The sequence below is a fragment of the Streptomyces sp. NPDC048254 genome, from assembly GCF_043201895.1.
In the GTDB taxonomy this organism is placed as follows: Bacteria; Actinomycetota; Actinomycetes; order Streptomycetales; family Streptomycetaceae; genus Streptomyces.
The window spans coordinates 90,880-111,155 of record NZ_JBICZJ010000018.1 but is presented as its reverse complement, the minus strand read 5'-3'; the positions used below and the strand labels follow the sequence as shown (position 1 = coordinate 111,155).

General features: G+C 70.5%; 20 protein-coding genes and 2 pseudogenes. 16 read left to right on the top strand and 6 right to left on the bottom strand.

The window, feature by feature from the left end:
- Positions 1–9: 9 nt before the first annotated feature.
- From ACGFZQ_RS38740 to ACGFZQ_RS38730, 3 genes and pseudogenes are all read right to left on the bottom strand, one after another.
- Entirely contained in the window at positions 10–1,035 is a 1,026-nt protein-coding gene (locus tag ACGFZQ_RS38740) for an alcohol dehydrogenase (protein WP_351742956.1), read from the bottom strand.
- A gap of 91 nt (positions 1,036–1,126) precedes the next feature.
- On the bottom strand, positions 1,127–1,792 hold the full coding sequence (locus ACGFZQ_RS38735; protein ID WP_393844343.1) for a DsbA family oxidoreductase: 666 nt from the start codon (positions 1,790–1,792) through the stop codon (positions 1,127–1,129).
- A gap of 71 nt (positions 1,793–1,863) precedes the next feature.
- Positions 1,864–2,043 (bottom strand): annotated as a pseudogene (locus tag ACGFZQ_RS38730) (FMN-dependent NADH-azoreductase); the annotation flags it as partial.
- A 96-nt stretch (positions 2,044–2,139) separates the two neighbouring features.
- On the opposite strand from ACGFZQ_RS38730, the gene ACGFZQ_RS38725 reads away from it, so the two are divergent.
- Complete coding sequence (locus tag ACGFZQ_RS38725; protein ID WP_393844342.1) at positions 2,140–2,418, top strand: hypothetical protein; 279 nt, start codon at positions 2,140–2,142, stop codon at positions 2,416–2,418.
- 30 nt (positions 2,419–2,448) lie between these two features.
- On the opposite strand, the gene ACGFZQ_RS38720 is transcribed toward ACGFZQ_RS38725, so the two are convergent.
- Both ACGFZQ_RS38720 and ACGFZQ_RS38715 read right to left on the bottom strand, forming a co-directional pair.
- Complete coding sequence (locus tag ACGFZQ_RS38720; protein ID WP_393844341.1) at positions 2,449–3,534, bottom strand: hypothetical protein; 1,086 nt, start codon at positions 3,532–3,534, stop codon at positions 2,449–2,451.
- Between the two features lie 165 nt (positions 3,535–3,699).
- Positions 3,700–5,118 (bottom strand): lamin tail domain-containing protein, encoded by a 1,419-nt coding sequence (locus ACGFZQ_RS38715; RefSeq protein ID WP_393844340.1) that lies wholly within the window; start codon positions 5,116–5,118, stop codon positions 3,700–3,702.
- Positions 5,119–5,348: 230 nt separating this feature from the next.
- On the opposite strand from ACGFZQ_RS38715, the gene ACGFZQ_RS38710 reads away from it, so the two are divergent.
- The 9 genes and pseudogenes from ACGFZQ_RS38710 to dhaK all read left to right on the top strand — a co-directional run bounded on the left by ACGFZQ_RS38710 (position 5,349) and on the right by dhaK (position 12,509).
- Complete coding sequence (locus tag ACGFZQ_RS38710) at positions 5,349–5,855, top strand: MarR family winged helix-turn-helix transcriptional regulator (protein ID WP_393844339.1); 507 nt, start codon at positions 5,349–5,351, stop codon at positions 5,853–5,855.
- 150 nt (positions 5,856–6,005) lie between these two features.
- Positions 6,006–6,569 carry a hypothetical protein gene (locus ACGFZQ_RS38705; protein WP_393844338.1) on the top strand — a complete coding sequence of 188 codons (564 nt, stop codon included), beginning with the start codon at positions 6,006–6,008 and terminating at the stop codon, positions 6,567–6,569.
- A gap of 191 nt (positions 6,570–6,760) precedes the next feature.
- A complete protein-coding gene (locus ACGFZQ_RS38700; protein ID WP_393844337.1) occupies positions 6,761–7,960 on the top strand; it encodes an acyltransferase family protein in 1,200 nt (399 codons plus the stop codon).
- Positions 7,961–7,992: 32 nt separating this feature from the next.
- Positions 7,993–8,214: pseudogene (locus ACGFZQ_RS38695) on the top strand (nitronate monooxygenase); the annotation flags it as partial.
- Positions 8,215–8,321: 107 nt separating this feature from the next.
- Positions 8,322–8,954 carry an NAD(P)H-dependent flavin oxidoreductase gene (locus tag ACGFZQ_RS38690; protein ID WP_393844336.1) on the top strand — a complete coding sequence of 211 codons (633 nt, stop codon included), beginning with the start codon at positions 8,322–8,324 and terminating at the stop codon, positions 8,952–8,954.
- Positions 8,955–9,091: 137 nt separating this feature from the next.
- Complete coding sequence (locus ACGFZQ_RS38685; protein ID WP_393844335.1) at positions 9,092–9,952, top strand: ketose-bisphosphate aldolase; 861 nt, start codon at positions 9,092–9,094, stop codon at positions 9,950–9,952.
- 2 nt (positions 9,953–9,954) lie between these two features.
- A complete protein-coding gene (locus ACGFZQ_RS38680; RefSeq protein ID WP_393844334.1) occupies positions 9,955–10,779 on the top strand; it encodes an HAD-IA family hydrolase in 825 nt (274 codons plus the stop codon).
- Positions 10,780–10,801: 22 nt separating this feature from the next.
- Entirely contained in the window at positions 10,802–11,482 is a 681-nt protein-coding gene (dhaL, locus tag ACGFZQ_RS38675) for a dihydroxyacetone kinase subunit DhaL (RefSeq protein ID WP_393844333.1), read from the top strand.
- Between the two features lie 31 nt (positions 11,483–11,513).
- Entirely contained in the window at positions 11,514–12,509 is a 996-nt protein-coding gene (gene dhaK, locus ACGFZQ_RS38670; protein WP_393844332.1) for a dihydroxyacetone kinase subunit DhaK, read from the top strand.
- Positions 12,510–12,626: 117 nt separating this feature from the next.
- Here dhaK and ACGFZQ_RS38665 read toward each other — a convergent pair whose 3' ends face one another.
- Complete coding sequence (locus tag ACGFZQ_RS38665; RefSeq protein WP_393844331.1) at positions 12,627–14,597, bottom strand: potassium transporter Kup; 1,971 nt, start codon at positions 14,595–14,597, stop codon at positions 12,627–12,629.
- 259 nt (positions 14,598–14,856) lie between these two features.
- On the opposite strand from ACGFZQ_RS38665, the gene ACGFZQ_RS38660 reads away from it, so the two are divergent.
- The 6 genes from ACGFZQ_RS38660 (at position 14,857) to ACGFZQ_RS38635 (ending at position 20,274) form a co-directional block, all read left to right on the top strand.
- Positions 14,857–15,183 (top strand): PadR family transcriptional regulator, encoded by a 327-nt coding sequence (locus tag ACGFZQ_RS38660; RefSeq protein ID WP_393844330.1) that lies wholly within the window; start codon positions 14,857–14,859, stop codon positions 15,181–15,183.
- On the top strand, positions 15,180–15,536 hold the full coding sequence (locus tag ACGFZQ_RS38655) for a DUF1048 domain-containing protein (protein WP_351743002.1): 357 nt from the start codon (positions 15,180–15,182) through the stop codon (positions 15,534–15,536). The genes ACGFZQ_RS38660 and ACGFZQ_RS38655 overlap by 4 nt, the downstream gene beginning before the upstream one ends.
- Position 15,537: 1 nt before the next feature.
- The gene (locus ACGFZQ_RS38650) at positions 15,538–15,864 is read left to right on the top strand and encodes a DUF1048 domain-containing protein (RefSeq protein ID WP_393844329.1); all 327 of its coding nucleotides are present in this window, start codon (positions 15,538–15,540) and stop codon (positions 15,862–15,864) included.
- A 732-nt stretch (positions 15,865–16,596) separates the two neighbouring features.
- Complete coding sequence (locus ACGFZQ_RS38645) at positions 16,597–18,276, top strand: ABC transporter substrate-binding protein (RefSeq protein ID WP_393844328.1); 1,680 nt, start codon at positions 16,597–16,599, stop codon at positions 18,274–18,276.
- On the top strand, positions 18,269–19,201 hold the full coding sequence (locus ACGFZQ_RS38640) for an ABC transporter permease (RefSeq protein WP_393844327.1): 933 nt from the start codon (positions 18,269–18,271) through the stop codon (positions 19,199–19,201). Before ACGFZQ_RS38645 ends, ACGFZQ_RS38640 begins: the two co-directional genes overlap by 8 nt.
- Positions 19,198–20,274: an ABC transporter permease gene (locus ACGFZQ_RS38635; RefSeq protein ID WP_393844326.1), complete on the top strand. Its 1,077-nt coding sequence runs from the start codon at positions 19,198–19,200 to the stop codon at positions 20,272–20,274. Before ACGFZQ_RS38640 ends, ACGFZQ_RS38635 begins: the two co-directional genes overlap by 4 nt.
- Positions 20,275–20,276: the final 2 nt, after the last annotated feature.

The window sequence follows — 20,276 nt, the reverse complement described above, 5'->3', positions numbered from 1 at the left end:
TCCGGTGGGTCAGTCGTAGGTCAGCACCATACGGAAGCGCGCGGCCCCGTCCATCATCTTCTGGTAGGCCGCGCCCGCCTCCTCCAGCGGTACCGTCTCGATCGTCGGGCGGATCCCGTGCAGGGCGCTGAACTCCATGGTGTCCTGCACGTCCTGGGCGGTGCCGGACGGATGGCCGCGAACCTCCCGTGCGCTCATGAGCAGCTGGAGCGGGCTGATCCCGAGAGGCTCGGCATCGATGCCGATCACCACCAGCTCACCCCGGGGTGCCAGACCGTCCACGGCCGCCGAGATCGCCGCGGAGTTGCCCGCGGTGGCGAGCACGACCTTGGCACCGCCGAGCGACTGGAGGGCCTCCGCGACGGGGGTCGAGGTCGTGGAGTCGACGTAGTGGTGGGCGCCGAGCTGTTTGGCGAAGTCGGCCTTCTCGGCGCCGCGGGCGATGGCCACCGTCTCGAAGCCCATGGCCACCGCGTACTTCACGCCGAGGTGGCCGAGCCCGCCGAGGCCGACGACGGCGACCAGGTCACCGGGCTCGGCCGGGCTGCGCCTGAGCCCGTTGAAGGTGGTCACGCCCGCGCAGCCCAGGGGCGCGGCGTCGGCCGAGGTCAGCCCGTCGGGGATGCGGGCCAGGGCGTCGACCGGCGCGATCACCTGCGCGCCGAAGCCGCCGTCGTAGGTCCAGCCGGGCGTCCTGGCGTTCTCGCAGACGATGAAGTCGCCCTGCCGGCAAGGCTTGCAGTGGCCGCAGCTGCCGCCGAACCAGCCGACCCCGACGCGGTCGCCGATTCCCCAGCCCCAGTCCTCGATACCCTCGCCGAGTTCCTCGATCCGGCCGGCGATCTCGTGTCCGGGCACCACGGGGAACGTGATGCCCGGCAGTCCGGCGGTCACGAAGAAATTGTCGCTGTGGCAGATTCCGCAGGCCTCCACGGCGATCCGCACATGCCGGGGACCCGGCCGGGGCACCTCCCGCTCGACGATCTCGAAGGGCGCGCCCATGGCAGGCACCTGCGCGACTCGGTAGGTACTCATACGTCTCTCCCGGAACGGGTACGACGGGAACGGTCGAAACCCCCTCCCCCAGCACACCAGCTCCGGGCCGATCGCGCGCGTCGAGCCCCGCTCAGCGCCTCGCCCGGGCGGTATCCGCGTGCGCGGTCCGCAGGGCGGACAGGAAGGTGTCGGCCGGCTGGGCGCCGGAGAGGCCGTAGGCGCGGTCGAGCACGAAGAACGGCACGCCGGTGACGCCGTAACGGCGTGCCTCGCGGACGTCGGCCGTGACGGCGTCGGCGTACGCGTCGCCGTCGAGCATCCGCCGTACCTCGTCCTCGGGTACGCCGACCTCGGCACCGCGCCGTACCAGTGTGCCGGGGTCGTAGACGACCTCGCCTTCGCCGAGGTGGGCGCGGAGCAGCCGCTCGTGCATCTCGGCGCCCCGGCCGTGGGCGGCGGCCAGGTGAGTCAGCCGGTGGGCGTCGACGGCGTTGGCGGAGACGGCGCGTTCGAGGTCGTACCGCAGGCCCTCGGCGGCGGCCAGCTCGGTGACCTGCCGGGTCATCGCCCGCACCTGGTCGGGCGGCGCCCCGGTCTTGTGCGCGAGCGTCTCGAGGACGGGCCGGCGATCGCCCTTGGGATGGGCGGGGTCGAGCTGGAAGCTGTGCCAGTGCACCTCGACGTCGCCGGCGTGCTCGAACCGGCCGAGCGCCGACTCCAGGCGCCGCTTGCCGATGTAGCACCACGGGCAGACGACGTCGGACCAGACGTCGATGCGGAGCGTGTTCGTGCTCACCGGGCGCACGCCCCGTCCGCGCAGACGGCCGCGTCGCCGGCGCCCAGGTCGGTAAGGGGCCGGGTCTCGCCGGCCGCCCGGACGGCGGCCGCCTTGCCCTTGGCGGCGGCCTCCTCGTGCGCCTTGGCCAGAGAGGCTTCGGCGAGCGGGATCAGCTCGGCCATCGCCAGGGTGGAGTGCGCCAGGGTCAGCTCGGGGACGATGAACTCGACGTCCATGCCCAGCCCGTCGCCGAGGAGCGACCGCAGGTAGTACGTCGAGACGATCTGCGAACTGCAGGTCACCGACCCCGCGATCGGCGACGTGGTCACCGGCCGCTATCCGGACGCCGCCCGTCTGATGGCCGTGTGCGAGCGCACCTACGCCGCCGCCGGGCAGATCATCGACCGCGCCCAGCGGGCCGGCACCTACGGCCGGACTTCGCCCACGAGGACCTGCTGTTCGTCTTCGGCACCAACGCCCTGCTGGCCCGCGCCGTCAAGGACACCGCGCCCGACGCCTGGCGCCGGAGCGTCGCCTTCACGCTCGACGGCCTGCGCACGGAGGCCGCCCGTCCGCTGCCGGCGCCGCCGCTCTCCCTGGAGCAGGCGTACCGGTTGGTGGAGAACCTCACCGGTACGCCCTGACCGCTCACAGCGGAGCGACGCGGACCCTCCTCACGAAGTGATGCCGTTGTACTGGTCCCAGGTGTAGGCGAGGTCGGGCGAGGAGGGCTTGCCGGGCCAGTCGAAGTAGTCCCAGACGAGTTCGGCGGGGTTGGTGGCGAGGTAGCCGCGGCCGGGCAGGTCGTTGGCGTCGTCCCAGGCCCAGGGCGGGTTGGCCGCGTCGGTGGCGCAGGCGCCGTTGGCCGGGCCGAGGACCCCGCCGGCGCCGCACTTGGCACCGTAGGGGTTGGAGCCGTCGTCGCCGGCGAAGTTGTTGGTGGTCGCGAACAGCGTGGTCAGGGTGCGGTTCGCCCACATGCCGTTCGAGGCGAAGACGTCGGTCAACGTGTACTGCACGTCACGGTCGTTGGAGCCGGACGGCACCTCGGCGGCGGCGCCGGGGTAGTAGACGATGCCGTCGCCGCTCGCGTACTGGTCGCGCTCCTTGGACAGGTAGCCCTCGGCCCACGCGGCATGGGTGTTGGGCTGCTGGGTCGTGAACGGACGTCCGTGGCCGTCGTCGTGCGGGTCGCCCTGGAGCTTCAGGGTGCCGTCGACGCTCTCCTGCCCGCTGGTGAAGTCGCCGCCCGCGGGCACCCAGGAGTAGAAGTTGCTGTGCGCGACGGTGATGGCGGCCTTCAACTGCCCGTGCGCGGAACCGTCGTTGGCCACGACGACGAGAACACCCTCGGCGTCGTTCTCGTGCTCGGTCAGGTCCTCCTGGTAGTTGTCGAGGACGCCGTCCGACCAGTCGCGCGGGTGGAAGTACGTGTACAGCAGGTACGAGAAGGACGGGGTCTGGACGACCGAGTAGTAGACATGCGCCGCGAGCGGGGACTGGCTGGTGTTCTCCCAGTTGTCGCGGCCGTTGAGGTCGCCGTCGTAGTCGTACGACGTGATGTAGTCCGACTTGCCGCCGAGCGCGGTCTCGCCGGTGGAGTCGACGTCCTGGAAGTTGACGGGGGCCCACCACTGGGCGAGGGCGGCGCGGTCGGCGGCGGAGTCGGCGCGGGCCTGGGCGGGATGGGTGAGGGTGGCGCAGCAGACGGCGGCGAGGGCGGCCGTCAGGGCGAGGGATCTGCGTCGGGTCAGAGGCACACGAGAACGGCGGGGCGGCTGGTTGCCACGGTTCCTCCGGGAGCGGCGAAAGGAACCGGCACGTCGGTGAAGTCGACGTGCCGGTAAGGGAGTTGACGCTGTGTTCCGGGTGGTGCGCGAGGTGCCGCGGGTACGATACAGCGGGGTACCGGCGCGTCGGCAGGGTCAGCAGGTGATCGTGGACCGGCGCAGGGCGTGGCCGCTGTCGTTGCTGTCGTCGGACCAGTACACGGGCTTGGTGCCGCTGCTGCACGTGTCCGAGCCGGAGACGGCGAAGCCCTCGTTGTTGAGGTTGTCCATGCCGGACGGGCGGTGGTAGATCGCCGTGGTGGCGAGGACACCGGACGCGTTGATCTTCATGGTCCGGTGCTGGCCGTCACAGGTGTCGTCGCAGACCGCCCAGAGGCGGGAGGCCTGCGGCTCCCACTGGAGTTCCATCACGCCGGCCATGCCGCTGCCGAGGGAGGCGACGCGGGTGAAGGTGCCGCCGTCCCTGAGGACGTAGCCGTAGATCATGCCGGTGCCCTCGACGCCGACGAAGAACACCCCGCCGGTGTGCGAGCCGTAGTTCGCCGGGTTGTAGGCCGCGCCGGTGGAGGCGACCTTGAACCCGGCGGCGGTCAGGGTGGCGTCCGGGACCCAGGTGATGGCCTCCAGGCCGAGGTTGGAGCCCACGGACGGCAGGTCCGGGGTCAGGTTCCACTCGGTGGCGGCGATGAGCGTGGTGGCGGTGCCGCTCACGTCGTACTTCAGGACGGACAGGCGGCTGGTGCCGGACGAGTCCGCGTTGCGCTCACTCGCCACGTAGACGCCCCCGGCGGCTCCGGAGCCGGTCAGGGTGACGCCCTCGTCGTCGGGCGTGCCGGAGCCGCCGGGGAACCTGAGGGTCTTGCCGGAGGTCCAGCCGTTGCTGGTGTCGGCCTTCCAGGCGGTGGAGCCGTTCGGGACCAGCCGCCAGAGCTCGCCGCTGTTCTGAGCCGCCCACATCACGCTCCCCTCCTGGTAGAGGCCACTCAGGTCGGAGCCGAAGGCGTTCTTGGTGTCGGCGGTCGTGACCGAGCTGCCGCCCGGCCAGGCCGTCGCCGAAACACCGCCGGAGCCGCAGTCGTTGGCGGCGCCGAGCGTCACGTCGGCCGAGCCGAAGGCACCGGTGCCGTCGAGGCAGCGGGACCATGACGGGTCGGAGTGCTCGCTCCAGCTGAAGCTGTCCACGAGGGTGGTGCCGTCGGCGAGGTAGAGGCGCGCCTCGTCGTCGGAGCCCAGGCCGAAGGCGTTGTGCACGTCGAAGGCCACGAAGCCGCCGGGGGCGAGCGTGGTCCCGGCGGCTATCGCGTACTTGGAGCTGTTGTCGTCGTCCTTGAGGATCCAGCCGGAGAGGTTCACCGAGGCGGTGCCCTTGTTGTACAGCTCCACCGAGTCGTTGACGTCCCCGGTGGTCACCACCTCGTTGATGCGGATGTCGTCGGCCGCCGCCGCGTGGGCGGGGGACGCGGTCAGGGCGCCGACGGCGAGCGTCGGGCCGGCGATGGCGACGAGCAGAACACGGAGGCTACGACGCCACCGGCGAACGCGTGTTTCGGTCACGAAATCCGTCCTGGGGTTCCGTTGTGACAGGCCGCCAGGACCTTTCCGACCTGGCCCGAACGGCCGCCTTCGCCTGGGTGAGGCTGTTATGAACGGTGAGCGAACCGCCAAGATCGCCACGGCACCCAAGAGCCATGCGCAAGCAGGACTTTTGCTGACCAATCATTCACTATTACTATAAGACGTACGGCACGTATTTCCCGAGGGCCGCGCAAGGAGGAACAGCGACCATGCCGCCGGCGTCCGCATCGGTCCCGGGCGAGGACGACACGGCCCCGGCCGTCGCCGACGCCCCGATGAGCGGGGCCCTCTTCCGTGCCGCCCGGGTGCACCGGATCACGGCGGGCAACCTGCTGCGCGAGACCGGGCTCTATCCCGGGCAGGAACTCCTGATGATGCGGCTCTGGGAACAGGGCGAGCAGCGCCAGGCCGACCTCGTCAAGACGCTGGGGCTCGATCCGTCCACCGTCACGAAGATGCTGCAACGCCTCGAGCAGTCCGGGTTCGTCAGCCGCAGCCCCTCCCCCGACGACCGGCGGGCCGTCCTCGTGAACACCACCCGCGCCGGCCGGGCACTGCGCGACCGGGTGCTGCGGGCCTGGCGCGACCTGGAGGCGGTCACCGCCGCGGGATTCACGGACGAGGAGTACCGGCAGGCGATGCGGGTCCTGACGCGTATCGAGGAGAACCTCTCCGGCACGCACGCCGACACCGACGGCTCCTCGCCCGCCGGCTGACGGCCGGCACCGGAGGCCTCGCTCACCCGGGGGAGGGGCACCCCGTCGATGGTCAAGACTGCGTCATCTCGTGTCGGCGGCTGAGCGGGCGGGAGTCCGTCGACGTACTGAGGGAGGAAGTAGAAGCGACTCCTGACGAAGGGTAACTCGTTGTTCCTGCGACGCATCGTCCTGAGCCTCGCCGTAGGGCTCGCCTCCCCCCTCCTGCTGGGGGCATGCAGCTCCTCGAACGGCACCGGCTCCGACAGCGCCGCCCCGGTAGCCCCGGCCGCGTCGGATCACGGGGCCTCCACACCGTCGGCCACCTCCGTGGCGGGCGACAGCGGCAGCGCCGGGACCGGGCAGGCGGCCACGACCACCGGCGTGACGGCCGAAGCCCTGAACGGCATCGGCAGCGTCGTCGCCGACGACCAGGGACTGACCCTCTACCGCTACGACAAGGACCAGTCGGACCCCTCCAAGTGGACGTGCTCCGGTGCGTGCACGAAGACATGGGTGCCGGTCATCGTGGGGGACTCCGTACAGACGACGGGGGTTGAGCAGAGCCTCCTCGGCACGGTTCACCGCAACGGCCTGAAGCAACTCACCCTCGCCGGCTGGCCGCTCTACCGGTACAGCGGCGACACGGCGGCCGAACAGGCGAACGGCCAGGGCAAGGACGACGAGTGGTACGCCGTCGCCCCGTCCGGACAGAAAGCCGCCGAGACCGGCTGACGCCCGCGGCGGCCGAGCTGTTGGCCTCACACAGGCGGGACGAGGAAGACGCGGGCCCTCCGCTGAACCTCTGAGCCGGATGCCACGTACCAAGTCTCTGTGGCGGCGCTGTGCCGCCCGGCGCACCGCCAGGGAATCGGCCCGGCGGCAAACGCGCTGCCAGCAGAAGGGGTTGAACCATTTCCGCCGACTTGGGCCGTCCGGCCAGCAGCACTCTCGACCTGGCCGCCCCGGCCCCAGCAGTACAGGCGGAGACGGCGAGCACAGCACGCGCCCAGTCGCAGGTGGGGGGCCTGGACGGCCTCCGGGGACTGGCGGCGTTGTATGTGGTGCTGTTCCACTGCTGGCTGTACACCTTCCCCGGCTATCCCGACAGTTCGGCGCCTCCGTGGCTGAAGGGGCTGATGTTCGGGCGCCTCGCCGTCGTCTTCTTCCTGGTGCTCTCCGGCTTCTCCCTGGCCATCTCCCCGGCCCGGCACGGCTGGCGGTCGGTCGGCGTCGCGCAGTTCCTGCGCCGGCGCGCCTGGCGGATCCTGCCCCCGTACTGGGCGGCGCTGGCCATGAGCGTGATCATCTCCCTGTTCCTGGTGCCGGCCTCGCACTTCGGGCCGCCTACCGGCAAGTCGGTCCTGGTGTACGGTCTCGTCGCCCAGGACATGATCACCGCGCCCACGCCGAACGGCGCGTTCTGGTCGATCGGCGTGGAGGCCGAGCTCTATCTCCTCTTCCCCCTTCTCCTCCTTGTCCGGCGGCGGTCGAACGCGGCGGTCCTGGCCGCGTGCGTGACACTTCCGGTGATCGCCCTCGGCCTGACAGCACCCGGCGCGAATCCGGTGGAGGGCGACAACTGGCTTACTCCCCACCTCGCGCCCGTGTTCGTCGCCGGTGTCATCGGTGCGGGCGTCGTCGCCGCGCGGGACCGGATTCGGCGCCTGCCATGGGGATGGTTCGCCGCCCTGGCCGCCCTGCCCGTCCTGACTGTCGGCGTCCTCAAGGGTTCCGTGTGGACGGTGAACCACTACTTCTGGATCGACCTCGCCATCGCTCCCGCCATGGCGATGCTGCTTGCCGCGGTGGCCACCGGCAGGCCCACCCCGCTTCTGCGGCTCCTGACCACGCGACCGATCCGGAGGCTCGGTGACTTCTCCTACAGCCTCTATCTGATTCATCTGCCGATCGTCATGGTCGTGATTCGTCGGGTGGCCCCGCATTTCGTCTCTCCCGGCCTGCCGACGTTCTGGTTCACGCTCGCCCTGGCGCTGCCGGTCTCGGTGCTCGGGGCGTGGCTGTTCTCGCGGATCTTCGAGATGCCCTTCAAACGGAACAGGTCCTGGAAAACCCTGATCGCGCTGGGCCGTGCCGAAGTTGTCCGGTTTCGTCGTCTTGGTTAATTTCAGGCCATGTTGCATACGAGATTCACCGAATGTTCGGCATCACCTATCCGGTGATGGCGGCGCCCATGAGCCTGCACAGCGGCGGCACACTCGCCGCCGCTGTTTCCGCCGCCGGCGGCCTCGGCTCCTTCGGGGGGACGCACCCGTGGAAAGGGCCGGACTGGATCCGCGCGGAGATCGCAACGATCCGGGCCACGACGGACCGGCCCTTCGGAGTCGGCTTCATCACGCCGCTCCTCCCCCACACCGAGCCGCTCTTCGACGCGGCGCTGGAGGAACGGCCAGAGGTCATCGCGCTGTCGTTCGCCGACCCCCGGCCGTGGCTCGCTCGTGCCAAGGACGCGGGAGCCCGGGTGATGTGCCAGGTCCAGAACCAGACGACGCGGCGACGGCCGTGGCCGCGGGTGCCGACGTCCTCGTGGCGCAGGGCACCGAGGCCGGTGGCCACACCGGGACGATGGGCCTGCTGCCGCTCCTGGCCGGGATCGTGCGGCGATATCCCGATGTTCCGGTACTGGCCGCAGGGGGCGTCGCCGACGGCCGGACCCTCGCGGCGGTCCTCACCGCCGGTGCGGACGGCGCCTGGCTGGGCACGGCGTTCCTCGCCACGCCCGAGGCGGTCGAGGTACACGATCTGCACAAGCGCCTGATCGTCGAGAGCGACGGCGGCGACACCGTGTGGACGCAGGCCTACGACATCGTGTCGGGGCTGCCCTGGCCCACGACCATCGGCGCCCGCGTCCGCCGTAGCCGCTTCACCGGCGAGTGGTCGGGGCGTGAGGCGACGCTGCGGGACCGCAGGGAGGAGTTCGCCCCCGCGGCGGACGGCAACCCCTTCGAGGCCACGCCCGACCCCGACACGAGCGAGATCCTCTACGGGCAGTCGGCGTTCTTCGTCGACGCCGTCCGTCCCGCCGCGGACGTGGTCCGAACCGTCAGCGACGATGCCGAGGCGATCCTGTCCGCACGACCCCGATCCCTGCTGCGCTGACCCAGGAGGCCACGGCGCCGGCATCGGTGGAGTTCCGGCATCCCGCCAGCCCACCACTCCGGGCCGCCAAAAGTGGCGGGGTGTGAGGCGCGGGCGTGGAATGGAGGAGCGGGGGTGGGTGAAGACGTGGAGGCGTCGTGGGTGTGACACCGCTGACCGAGATCCTCGCCGCGCCTTTCGCGGAGCGCTACGCCGTACCGGCCATCAACGTGTTCAACGACCTCACGCTGGAGGCCGTGCTCGCGGCAGCGGTGGAGAACGCGTCGCCGCTCATCGTGCAGACCTCGGTGAAGACGGTCAGGTCCATCGGCAGTGACGTGCTCTTCGCCATGTGGACCGCGATGACCGCGGGCATCGAGGTGCCCGTCACCCTGCACCTGGATCACTGTCCGGAGCGCGAGGTCATCACCGAGTGCCTGCGGCGGGGGTGGAACTCGGTGCTCTTCGACGCCTCCAAGCTGCCGGTCGAGGAGAACATGCGGCAGACCGTCGAGGTCGTCGCGGAGGCTCGTGCGTTCGGCGCCGCGGTCGAGGGCGAGATCGAGTCGATCACCGGTGTGGAGGACGGGGTCGGCAGCGACACGGCCGCCGAGCGGCAGTCCCTCGAGGTCGCGCTGGAGTTCCTGCGGACCACGCAGGTCGATGTGTTCGCACCGGCGATCGGGAACGCGCACGGCTCGTACAAGCAGGCGCCGGTGCTCGACGCGCAGCGCGTGTCCGACATCGTGGCGGCCCATCCCGTGCCCATCGCTCTGCACGGCGGCAGCGGACTCTCCGAGGAGCAGTTCCGCGACCTGATCTCCCGGGGGTGCGCGAAGGTCAACATCTCCACGGCCCTCAAGGAGACGTACATGAAGTCGAACCTGGCCTTCCTGCGGACGGCGGAGGAGCGGCAGAAGTGGGACCCGCCGTCCCTCTTCCGGGACGTCCGCCAGGACGTCATCGACATGGCCGGTTCGCTGATGAGGCTCTTCGGCAGCGCCGGGCAGGCGAGGTAGCCGTGCCCGCGCTCGTCTTCGACTGCGACGGCGTACTCGCCGACACCGAACGCGACGGTCATCTGCCCGCCTTCAACAGGACGTTCGAGGAGTTCGGCCTGCCGGTGCGGTGGAGCGACGAGGAGTACGCGGAGAAGGTGAGGATCGGCGGCGGCAAGGAGCGCATGCGCACGCTGCTGACCCCGGAGTTCGTCGCCGCCGCCGGCCTGCCCTCCGACCCGGCGGCGCTCGACGAGCAGGTCGCGGCCTGGCACCGGCGCAAGACCGAGATCTACACGGCCATCATCGGCAGCGGAAGCATTCCGCCCCGGCCCGGCGTGCGGCGGGTCGCCACGGCGGCACACGAGGCCGGGTGGACGCTCGCGGTCGCCTCCACCTCCGCGGAGGCTTCCGTCCGCAGCGTGCTCGAACTCGCCATGGGCCGGGAACTGACCCCTCACTTCAGCGTTTTCGCCGGGGACGTGGTCCAGCGGAAGAAGCCGGCCCCGGACATCTACACCTTCGCCCTGCACCGGCTCGGCCTGGATCCCGCGCACGCCGTCGTGATCGAGGACAGCCGCAACGGCCTGCTGTCCGCGCTCGGCGCCGGGCTCGCCTGCGTGGTCACGACGAGCGCCTACACGGGCCAGGAGGACTTCACCGGGGCCTCCTTGGTCGTCACCTCGCTGGGCGATCCGCCGCCGGAGGAGACCGTAGCCCAGGTGCTGAGCGATCCGCTCGGTACCGATCCGGGGCCGTACGTCGAACTCGCGGACCTCGCCGGCCTGCTCACCGCCGCCGACGGCGGCGACACGGACCCCGTCCCATCCGATCCCCGACCCCACTGACGCCGCGGCAGTCAGGAGAGACATGTCAGCGCCATCGCCATCGTCATCGCCGTCGTCGTCGGCGCCCGGCGGCGACCTCATCTTCGTCGTACGGACGATCGCCCGGACCGCGGTGGACAACGAACGGGTCTTCAGCGACCTCGACGCCGTCGCGGGTGACGGGGACTTCGGGTACTCGCTCGCCCGTGGCTTCGAGATCGTGCTCGCCGACTGGGACGAGCTCGCCCCGGAGGCGCCGGCCGAGTTCCTGAAGAAGGTCGCCATGGTGATCTCCAAGCGGGTCGGCGGCACGTCGGGTCCGCTGTGGGGTACCGCCTTCCTGCGGGCCGCCGGTGTGGTGAAGGACCGGCCCGAACCGGACGCCGGGGACGCGGTCGCCATGCTGCGGGCCGCCGCGGAGGGGATCAAGGCGCGAGGAAAGTCCGATGTCGGCGACAAGACCCTGCTGGACGCCCTGATCCCGATGACCGACGCCCTGGAGCGGCGGCTGGCACAGGGCGAACCGGCGGCCGACGGCGCGGAACTGGCCGCCCTGGCCGCCACGACCGCCCGTGCCGCGGCCGACGCGACGGCACCCATGCAGGCCCGCCGCGGACGCCAGAGCTACACCGGTGAGCGCAGCATCGGCTCGCCGGACCCGGGCGCGGTGGCGGTCGCGGTCATGGCGGAGCGCATCGCCGCCGAGTGGGACGCACGCGACTGACGCGACCGGCAGGACCAGGAGGAGTTACGGCATGAAGAAGTTCGTCAACGACCCGAAGGACTACGTCGCGGAGATGCTGGAGGGACTGGCCCTGGCCAACCCCGGCACGCTCACGTACGTGCCCGAGTACAACCTGATCATGCGTGCCGATGCCCCGCAGGAGAACAAGGTCTCGATCGTGCAGGGCTCCGGGTCGGGTCACGAGCCGGCGCACGTGATGACCGTCGGCAAGGGGATGCTCGACGCCGCCTGTCCGGGCGACGTGTTCGCCGCGCCGCCCGCCGACTACGTCTACGAGACGGTCAAGCTGGTCGCCTCCCCCAAGGGTGTGCTGCTGCTGGTCAACAACTACACCGGGGACCGCATGGCGTTCGAGATGGCCGAGGAGCTGTCCCAGGCCGACGGGGTGACCGTCCGTACCCTGTTCATCGACGACGACGTGGCCGTACAGGACTCGACGTACACCGTCGGCAGGCGAGGGGTGGCCGGCAACTTCTTCGTGATGAAGGCCGTCGGCGCGGCCGCCGAGCGGGGTGCGGGCCTCGACGAGGTGTACCGGATCGGGGAGAAGGTCAACTCCGTCACCCGCACCATGGGCATGGCGCTCACCGCCTGCACACCGCCGGCGAAGGGTTCACCGCTGTTCGAACTGCCCGACGACGCCGTCGAGATGGGCGTGGGCATCCACGGCGAACCGGGCCGCAAGCGCGAGAAGCTGCAGTCGGCGGACGTGATGGTGCGCGAACTGGTCAGCGCGGTCGTGGACGACCTGCCGTTCTCCTCCGGTGACCGCGTCGCGCTGATGGTCAACGGTCTCGGCGGCACACCGATCGGCGAGCTGTACCTGGTGTACGGCCTGGCCCACAAACAGCTGGCCGAGCGCGGCATCGAGGTCGGGCGCAGCTACGTGGGCGAGTACTGCACCTCGCTCGACATGGCCGGCGCCTCCGTCACCCTGGTCCGCCTGGACGAAGAGATCTTCGACCTGCTCACCGACCCGGCCGAGATCCCGATCCGGGTCTTCTGACAGGTGTGGACGGTGGCTCCGGAGGCGTCACGGCGGGCGGCAGGGCGGGCGGCAGGGCGTGGTGAACTCGTGGCGGGGAGAGGGCGGTCCCGTTCCGGCGCGGCAGTCGTCGTCCGCCTACACGTCGATGTGCGAGCCCATGATGACCGTCCGGTCGCGGGGCAGGCCGAAGTACTCGGCGGCGTCGGCGGTGATGTAGGACGTGGCGATGAACAGCCGCTTGCGCCAGGACGCCATCGTCGGCGCCTTTCCGCGCCGGAGCTCGATCTTCGACAGGAAGTACGACGCCTCGTCCAGCTGCAACCGCCCCTCCGTCGTGGCCGGCTCCAGCGTCGCCAGTACGGCGGGCACGTCGGGTGATTCCATGTAGCCGAACCGGGCGGTGACGTGGATGATCCCGTCGTCGCCGTATCCGAGAGCGTCGACGACGCTTCGCCGGTCGTCCGGAACCCGGGGCACGGGCTCGGTTTCGAGTGACAGGATCACTACGTGGTCGTGCCGCACGTGGTTGTGCTCGACGTTGGCCCGCATCGCCAGCGGCGCCGTCTCCTTGCCCCGGTTGAGGAAGACCGCCGTGCCGGGGATCCGGATCGTCGACACCTCGCCGGTGCGCAGGCGGTCGACGAACTCGGCCAGCGGGCCTTCCTGGCGTGCCCGCTCGGCGGTGACGAGCTCGCGGCCGCGCTGCCAGGTCGTCATGACCGTGAACGCGGTCAGGCCGATCAGCAGGGGCAGCCACGCGCCGTGGACCAGCTTGGTCAGGTTGGCGGCCACGAACAGCAGGTCCACCGCCAGCAGCAGCGCGGCGCCGGCACCGATCAGCCAGCGCGGTGTGCCCCACTTGGCGCGGGCGACGTAGAAGAACAGCAGGGTGGTGATGGTGATGGTGCCGGTGACCGCCATGCCGAAGGCGAATGCCAGCGCCGCGGAGCTGCGGAACGCGAAGACGAGGGTGAGGACGGAGACCATCAGGAGCCAGTTGATCCAGGGGACGTAGATCTGGCCCGCGGCGGACTCGGAGGTGTGCGCGATCCGCAGCCTCGGCAGATAGCCGAGCTGTGCCGCCTGGGAGGTGACCGAGTACGCGCCGGTGATCACCGCCTGGGAGGCGATCACCGTGGCGGCCGTGGCCAGCAGGACCATCGGCCACCGTCCCCAGCCCGGTACGAGCAGGAAGAACGGGCTGCTGATGTTGTCCGGGTCGGCGAGGATCAGCGCGCCCTGGCCGAGGTAGCTGAGGACGCACGCCGGGAAGACGAGGAACAGCCAGGCGCGCGTGATCGGGCGGCGCCCGAAGTGCCCCATGTCCGCGTAGAGCGCCTCGGCGCCGGTGACCGCGAGCACGACCGCGGCCAGGGCGAAGAAGGCGGTCCCGAAGTGGCCGTACAGGAAGCCCGCCGCGTAGGTCGGCGACAGCGCCTTGAGGATCTCCGGGTGGTCGGCGATGCCGACGACGCCGCAGGCGCCGATGGCCAGGAACCAGGCGATCATGATCGGCCCGAACACCCGGCCCACCGCCGCGGTTCCTCTGCGCTGCACCAGGAACAGCACCACGATGATGACCGCGGTGATCGGCACGACCGCGCCGCCCAGCGACGGCTCGACGACCTTCAGGCCCTCGACCGCGGACAGCACCGAGATCGCCGGGGTGATCATGCTGTCGCCGAAGAACAGCGACGCGCCGAAGATACCCAGGGCCGCCAGGACGACGGTGACCCGGCCGCCCCGCCGGCCGCTCAAGCGGCGCAGCAAGGTGATCAGCGCCATGATGCCGCCCTCGCCGTCGTTGTCGGCGCGCATCGCGAGCAGCACGTAGGTGACCGTGACGATGATCATCACCGACCAGAACACCAGGGACACCACCCCGTAGACGTTCGCCGTGCTGACCGGGACGGGGTGCGGGTCGCTCGGGTTGAACACCGTCTGGAGGGTGTAGATCGGGCTGGTCCCGATGTCGCCGAACACCACGCCGAGCGCCCCGACCATGAGCGAGAGGCGGACTGCGGCCCGCGGGTCCGGAGCATGAGGCCCTGACAGCCCCGCCACCGGCCCTTCGTCCGAGCCGGTCAGGTGCCGACGACTGGTCATGACGTTCCTCCTCGGCGCAGGCAGGCTGCCGGGCATGCCGTGCGGGACGATACCGGCCCGGTTCACGCCTCCCGACAGCACACCCCGCACGCCGTCCGGGATTCGGCACCATGCCGCAGGGCGTCCCAGCGGTGGAGTTCGGTCGCGCGTCGGACGATTCACATCGCTTCCGTGGCTCTGCACTCCGCGGACTACTCCGTGATACCGTATAGCGGTACTCGGTACTACAGAGTACTGGAAGGTGCGGAGGGGATCCGGGATGGACGACCTGACGGAGATGTTGAAGGGCACGCTTGAGGGCTGCGTGCTCGAAATCGTCGGCAGTGAGGAGACCTACGGGTACGCCATCACGCGTCGGCTGAACGAACTCGGCTTCGCCGACGTCATCGAGGGGACCGTCTACACCATCTTGCTGCGGCTGGAGAAGAACGGGCTCGTCCAGGTGACGAAACGACCGTCCGGGATGGGGCCGCCGCGCAAGTTCTACGCACTCAACAACGCGGGGCGCGAGGAACTCGCGAAGTTCTGGGTGAAGTGGGAGTACCTCTCGTCACGGATCGACAAGCTCAGGGAGGGCGGGCGATGAACTTCTGGGAGACCGTTACCGGCAGCGACCTCACCAGGGACTGGAAGGCGTTCGAGGTCCGGGCCGAGGCATTGCCGGCCGACCACCGGGCGGCGTGGGAACAGATCAAGGCCCACCTCTTCCCCTACGGGGACTTCACGGGTCGCAACCTGATGCCGATCCTCGACGGCGCGCTGGGGCTGCTCGAAGAAACGGCGGCGGACGGGCAGGGCGTTCACGAGGTGCTGGGCGACGACGTCGCGGGCTTCTGCGCGGCGCTGGCCGGCGGAGAGGGGGCTCGCAGCTACCGCGACCGGTGGCGCGAGCAGTTGAACCGGAACGTCGCAAGGAAACTGGGCCGGCTGGGAGGCTGACGTGGGCATCCAGGACATCATCGAGGGCAAGAAGCAGTGGCGGGCGCACATGGCGCGGGTCAAGGCGCTCCCGCCGGACTATCAGATCGTCTACAAGGAGATGCAGAAGTACTTCTTCAAGATCGGACCGGTCGGCTTGACCGACGGGACCCTGCTCCCGGGGATCGTCGATTTCTTCGAAGAGGGCGTCGCGTCCGGCCGGGGAGTCCTGGAACTCATCGGCGACGACATCGCTGCCTTCTGCGACGACCTGGTCAAGGACTCGCGCACCTACGCGGACATCTATCAGGAGTCCATCAGCGGGAAGTCCGGCACGGCCGAGCAGTAGAACCGACCGGCAGACGGATCACTTGGGGCGGCGTGCGGTGGGACGGCCGCCCCAGCGACAGCTGCTTGCAGCTCGGCGGATCAGCGTGCGTGGCGTGACGAGTGCGGCGACGAGGTCGCGGCAGCAGTCCACGACGTCACCCTCCTTTCGGTGCACGCCGGAGCTCGCCATCCCGTGCGCCGGGCATCACCTTGCGGGCGGCCGCGGCCGTCGGGAGCTCAGACACCGTCCGTCGCTGCTGCGCCAGGCGGTTCAGGAACTGCGGCACTGTGACGACTCGGTGGCGAGGGCCGACGCCCTGGGCATGCGCGGTGTCGGGGCGTGCGATGGTGTGTTGGCACCCTCGCGACCGGTGCCCCCCGAACGCTGCGACGGTCTCGCGTGCGCCCGGCACATTCCTTGCTGCGCCGTCCCAGGCGACCAGCGGCAGGCCGGAAGCAAACGCCGCCCTCCGGGATCGGTCGGCGCTGACGAAACCCCGCTTCCTCACGGCTGCCTGAGCGTCGAAACCCCCATCACCGCGAGGTCGCCGCCGACACTGCCTGGAGTCGAGCGGCGCTGTGCGAGCAGTCCGCGCGGCAGCCGAACCCCGTCGCACTGCTCTCCGGGGTCTGCTTCACACGCCTTTAACTCCAGGGACACGAGAGGGAATCGGGAGCCACTGAGCATGTTTTTGGATCCAATCCAGCGCAGATTTAATCCATTCTCAGGATCGGTGCCCAAGGAGGCCCCATGCCGGATCACACCTCTGGATCGCCCTCGACCGCCGCCACCCCGTCGTCGGCGCAGGCGACCGGGTCGCGGGACGTCTCGCGCCGGACGATGCTCCGGGGGGCCGGACTGCTCGGCGTGGGCGTCGGGTTCGGGCTGCCCGCCCTGCTCACCGCGTGCGGGGCCGCAGCCCAGGACGGGAGCGGCAGCGGCAAGGGCGGCACGCTCACCCTGGCCATCGACGCCACCAGCGCCGTCAACGACCCCGCCTTCTACACGTCCCTGGGCGACTGGATGGCCGTCGACTGCATCTGCCGCGGCCTGACCTTCATCTCCTTCGAGACCAACGAGCCCACACCGGACCTGGCGAAGAAGTGGACCATATCCGATGACAGGCTCACCTACACCTTCACCCTGCGCGAGGGTGTGAAGTTCCACGACGGGACCACGCTCACCTCCGCCGACGTACTCGCCAGCCTCGGCCGCCAGTTCGACCCCGACGACAAGACGCTACCCAAGGGCGCGACCCGGCCGCTGGCGAGCATGGGCGCCAACGTCGCCTCGCTCACCGCGCCCGACGACACGACCGTGAAGATGGTCCTGAAGAAGCCCGACCGGACCGTGCTCGGCAAGCTCTCCGACATCGGCGGCCGGATCATCTCCAAGGCCGCACTGGACAAGTACGGCGCCGACATCGGCAAGCACCTCGTGGGCACCGGGCCGTTCGCCTTCTCCACCGCCACCGCGGGGCAGTCCATCACGCTGGAGGCCTTCGACGGCTTCCGGCTGGGCAAACCCCCCATCGACCGGCTGGTGCTGCGCCAGGTCCAGGACCCGTCGACCATCGTCAGCTCGCTGCTCAGCGGCGATGTGTCCGCGACCCAGTTCGCCCCGTACTCCGCCGTCTCGCAGCTGCGCAAGGACAGCGCGGTGAAGGTGTACGACACCCCGCAGAACGCCGACGCCATCATGATGATCGACGCCCGCCGGGTCCCCGAGCTGAAGGTGCGCAAGGCCATCAACCTGGCCATCAACCGCAAGGCCATTCTCCAGCAGGCCTTCTACGGCGTCGGCGCCGAACCCAGGGGCTACGCCATCCCGCCGGCCCAGAGCGGTTACGACACCGCGCTCGCCGACCTCAGCACCCAGGACACCGCGCAGGCCAAGCGGCTGGTCGAGGAGGCCGGGGCGAAGGGTCGCACCATCCGGCTCATGGCCGCCAGCGACTCCTGGCACCCCAAGGCGGCCCAGATCATCGCCCAGAACCTCACCGACGTCGGCTTCAAGGTGGCCACCACCTCGGTGGACCCCGCGACCTACTTCAGCCGGCTCCTCGACGGGGAGGACGACTACCACGACCTGATGATCTGGGAGCGCAACACCTACGTGCCCGACCCCGACGACATGGTGGGCGCGATGGCGAGCCCCACCAGCATCTACGGCTCCAAGCTCTCCGGCATGGACACCCTGAAGGGCGCCGCCTCCCTCGCCGACGACCTCTACACCGCCAAGAACCTCACCGACACCAAGAAGCGCACCGCCGCCTACACGAAGATCCAGCGCCGGTGGGCCGAGGAGTACATGGTCCTGTCGATGCTGGCCTGCTTCAGCAACCTGGTCGTCAGCGGCGCGGACGTGAAGGGCATGAACACCGACGCGCTGGCCAACCACCGCTGTTACATGGAGAAGGCCAGTGTCTGAGGCCGGCACCGCGGTCGACGCCGTGGCGGCGGAGGCGGCGGCCCCCGCCGCCGCGGCCTCCCCGCCCCGGCCCGGGACGGCACGACGGTTGCCGGCCGCGCTGCGCCGGCGCAGGGTGGCCCGCTCCTGGCCCGCGCTGCTCGCCTGGCTGCTGCTCGCCGCGACGGTCCTGATCGCCCTGCTCGGACCGCTGGTCGTGGCGGCCGACCCGCTGCGCCAGACCTCCTCGGCGCTGCTGGCCCCCGGGGCGCCGGGGCATCCGCTGGGCACCGACGACCTGGGCCGGGACGAACTGGCCCGGCTGGTGCACGGCGCCCGTCCGCTGCTGCTGGTGTCCTTCGCGGCGACCGCGCTCGCGGCCGGGATCGGCACCCTGGTCGGGCTGGTCGCCGGATACGCGGGCGGTGTGGTGGAGCAGGCGCTGATGCGTCTGGTCGACCTGGCGCTGGCGTTCCCGTCGATCCTGCTGGTGATCCTGCTGGTGGCGGCCGCCGGACCGGGCACGGTCAGTCTGATCCTCGGCATCGGTATCTCCCTGGCGCCGGGGCTCGCCCGGCTGGCCCGCACCCTGACCGCACGCGAGGCCGCCAAGGACTACGTCGTGGCCTGCCGGCTCGGCGGCACCGGGGCGCCCCGCATCCTGCTCCGCGAGGTACTCCCCAACATCGGCGGCCCGTTGCTCGCCCAGGTCGTCATGACGCTGTCGGTGGCGGCCGGGTTCGCAGCCGGGCTCTCCTACCTCGGCCTGGGCATCCAGCCGCCGCAGCCGGACTGGGGCTACATGGTGCAGGCCGGGCAGGAGTTCCTGTACACCGCTCCCCGGCTGGTGGTACTGCCCGCCGCCCTCACCCTGCTGTTCGTCGTGGCGTGCAACTTCGTCGGCGACGACCTGCGGGACGCCCTCGACCCGAGGGGGACGGCGTGAGCGCGGGCACCGGGGTGCTGCCCCGGGTGCGCCTGCCCCGGCAGGCGGGAGCGGTCTGGGTGTTCCTGCGCCGGCTCGCCGTGATCCCGGTCGTGCTGTTCGCGCTGGCCTCCCTGGTGTTCGTGGCGATACGGCTGCTGCCGGGCTCCCCGGCGACCTCGCTCGCGGCGGGCGGCAACACCGCCTCCGCCGAGCAGTTCAGCGCCAACGAGGAACGGGTCACCAAGGCCCTCGGTCTGGACCAGCCGCTCCTCACCCAGTACGGCCACTTCCTCGACGACCTGGTCCATCTGCGGCTCGGCACCTCGTTCTACGGCTCCAACAGCGTCCTCGGCCTGCTCGGCGACGCGCTGCCCGCGACCGTGGAGCTCACCCTCGCGGCCATGACGGTCGCGGTGCTGCTCGGGGTCGTCACCGGAGTCGTCGCGGCACTGCGCCGGGGCAGCTGGATCGACACCTCGACCCGGGCCGTGGCGACCGTCAGCTTCTCGCTGCCCTGGTTCGCGCTCGGCGTGCTCGCCATCGTGGTGTTCGGTGTGTGGCTGCGCTGGCTGCCGGTCCTCGGCCGGCTGCCCAGCAATCTCGACTACCGGCCCACCACCGGCTTCGTCCTGCTCGACGCGATCCTCCAGGACCGGCCCGAACTGGTGTGGCCGTGGTTCCAGCATCTGATCCTGCCCGCGGTGACGCTCGCGCTGTCGATGGCCGGCTTCATCACCCGGATCGTGCGCGCCTCCGTCCTGGAGGTGCTCGGCGACGACTTCGTGCGCACCGCCCGGATGAAGGGCCTCGGCGAGGGCGCGGTGGTGCGCCGGCACGTGCTGCGGAACGCCTGGCTGCCCATCGTCACCGTCCTCGGGCTCCAGTTCGGGTCCCTGCTGGGCGGTTCGGTGGTCACCGAGACCGTCTTCTCCTACCCGGGCGTCGGACGCCTCCTCGTGCAGGGCGTGCTGCAGCGCGACTACCCGGTCGTCCAGGGCGCGGCCCTCGCGATCGCCCTGCTGTTCACCCTCGTCAACCACGCGGTCGACCTGCTCTACACGGTCCTCGACCCGCGCCTACGCAAAGGATGATC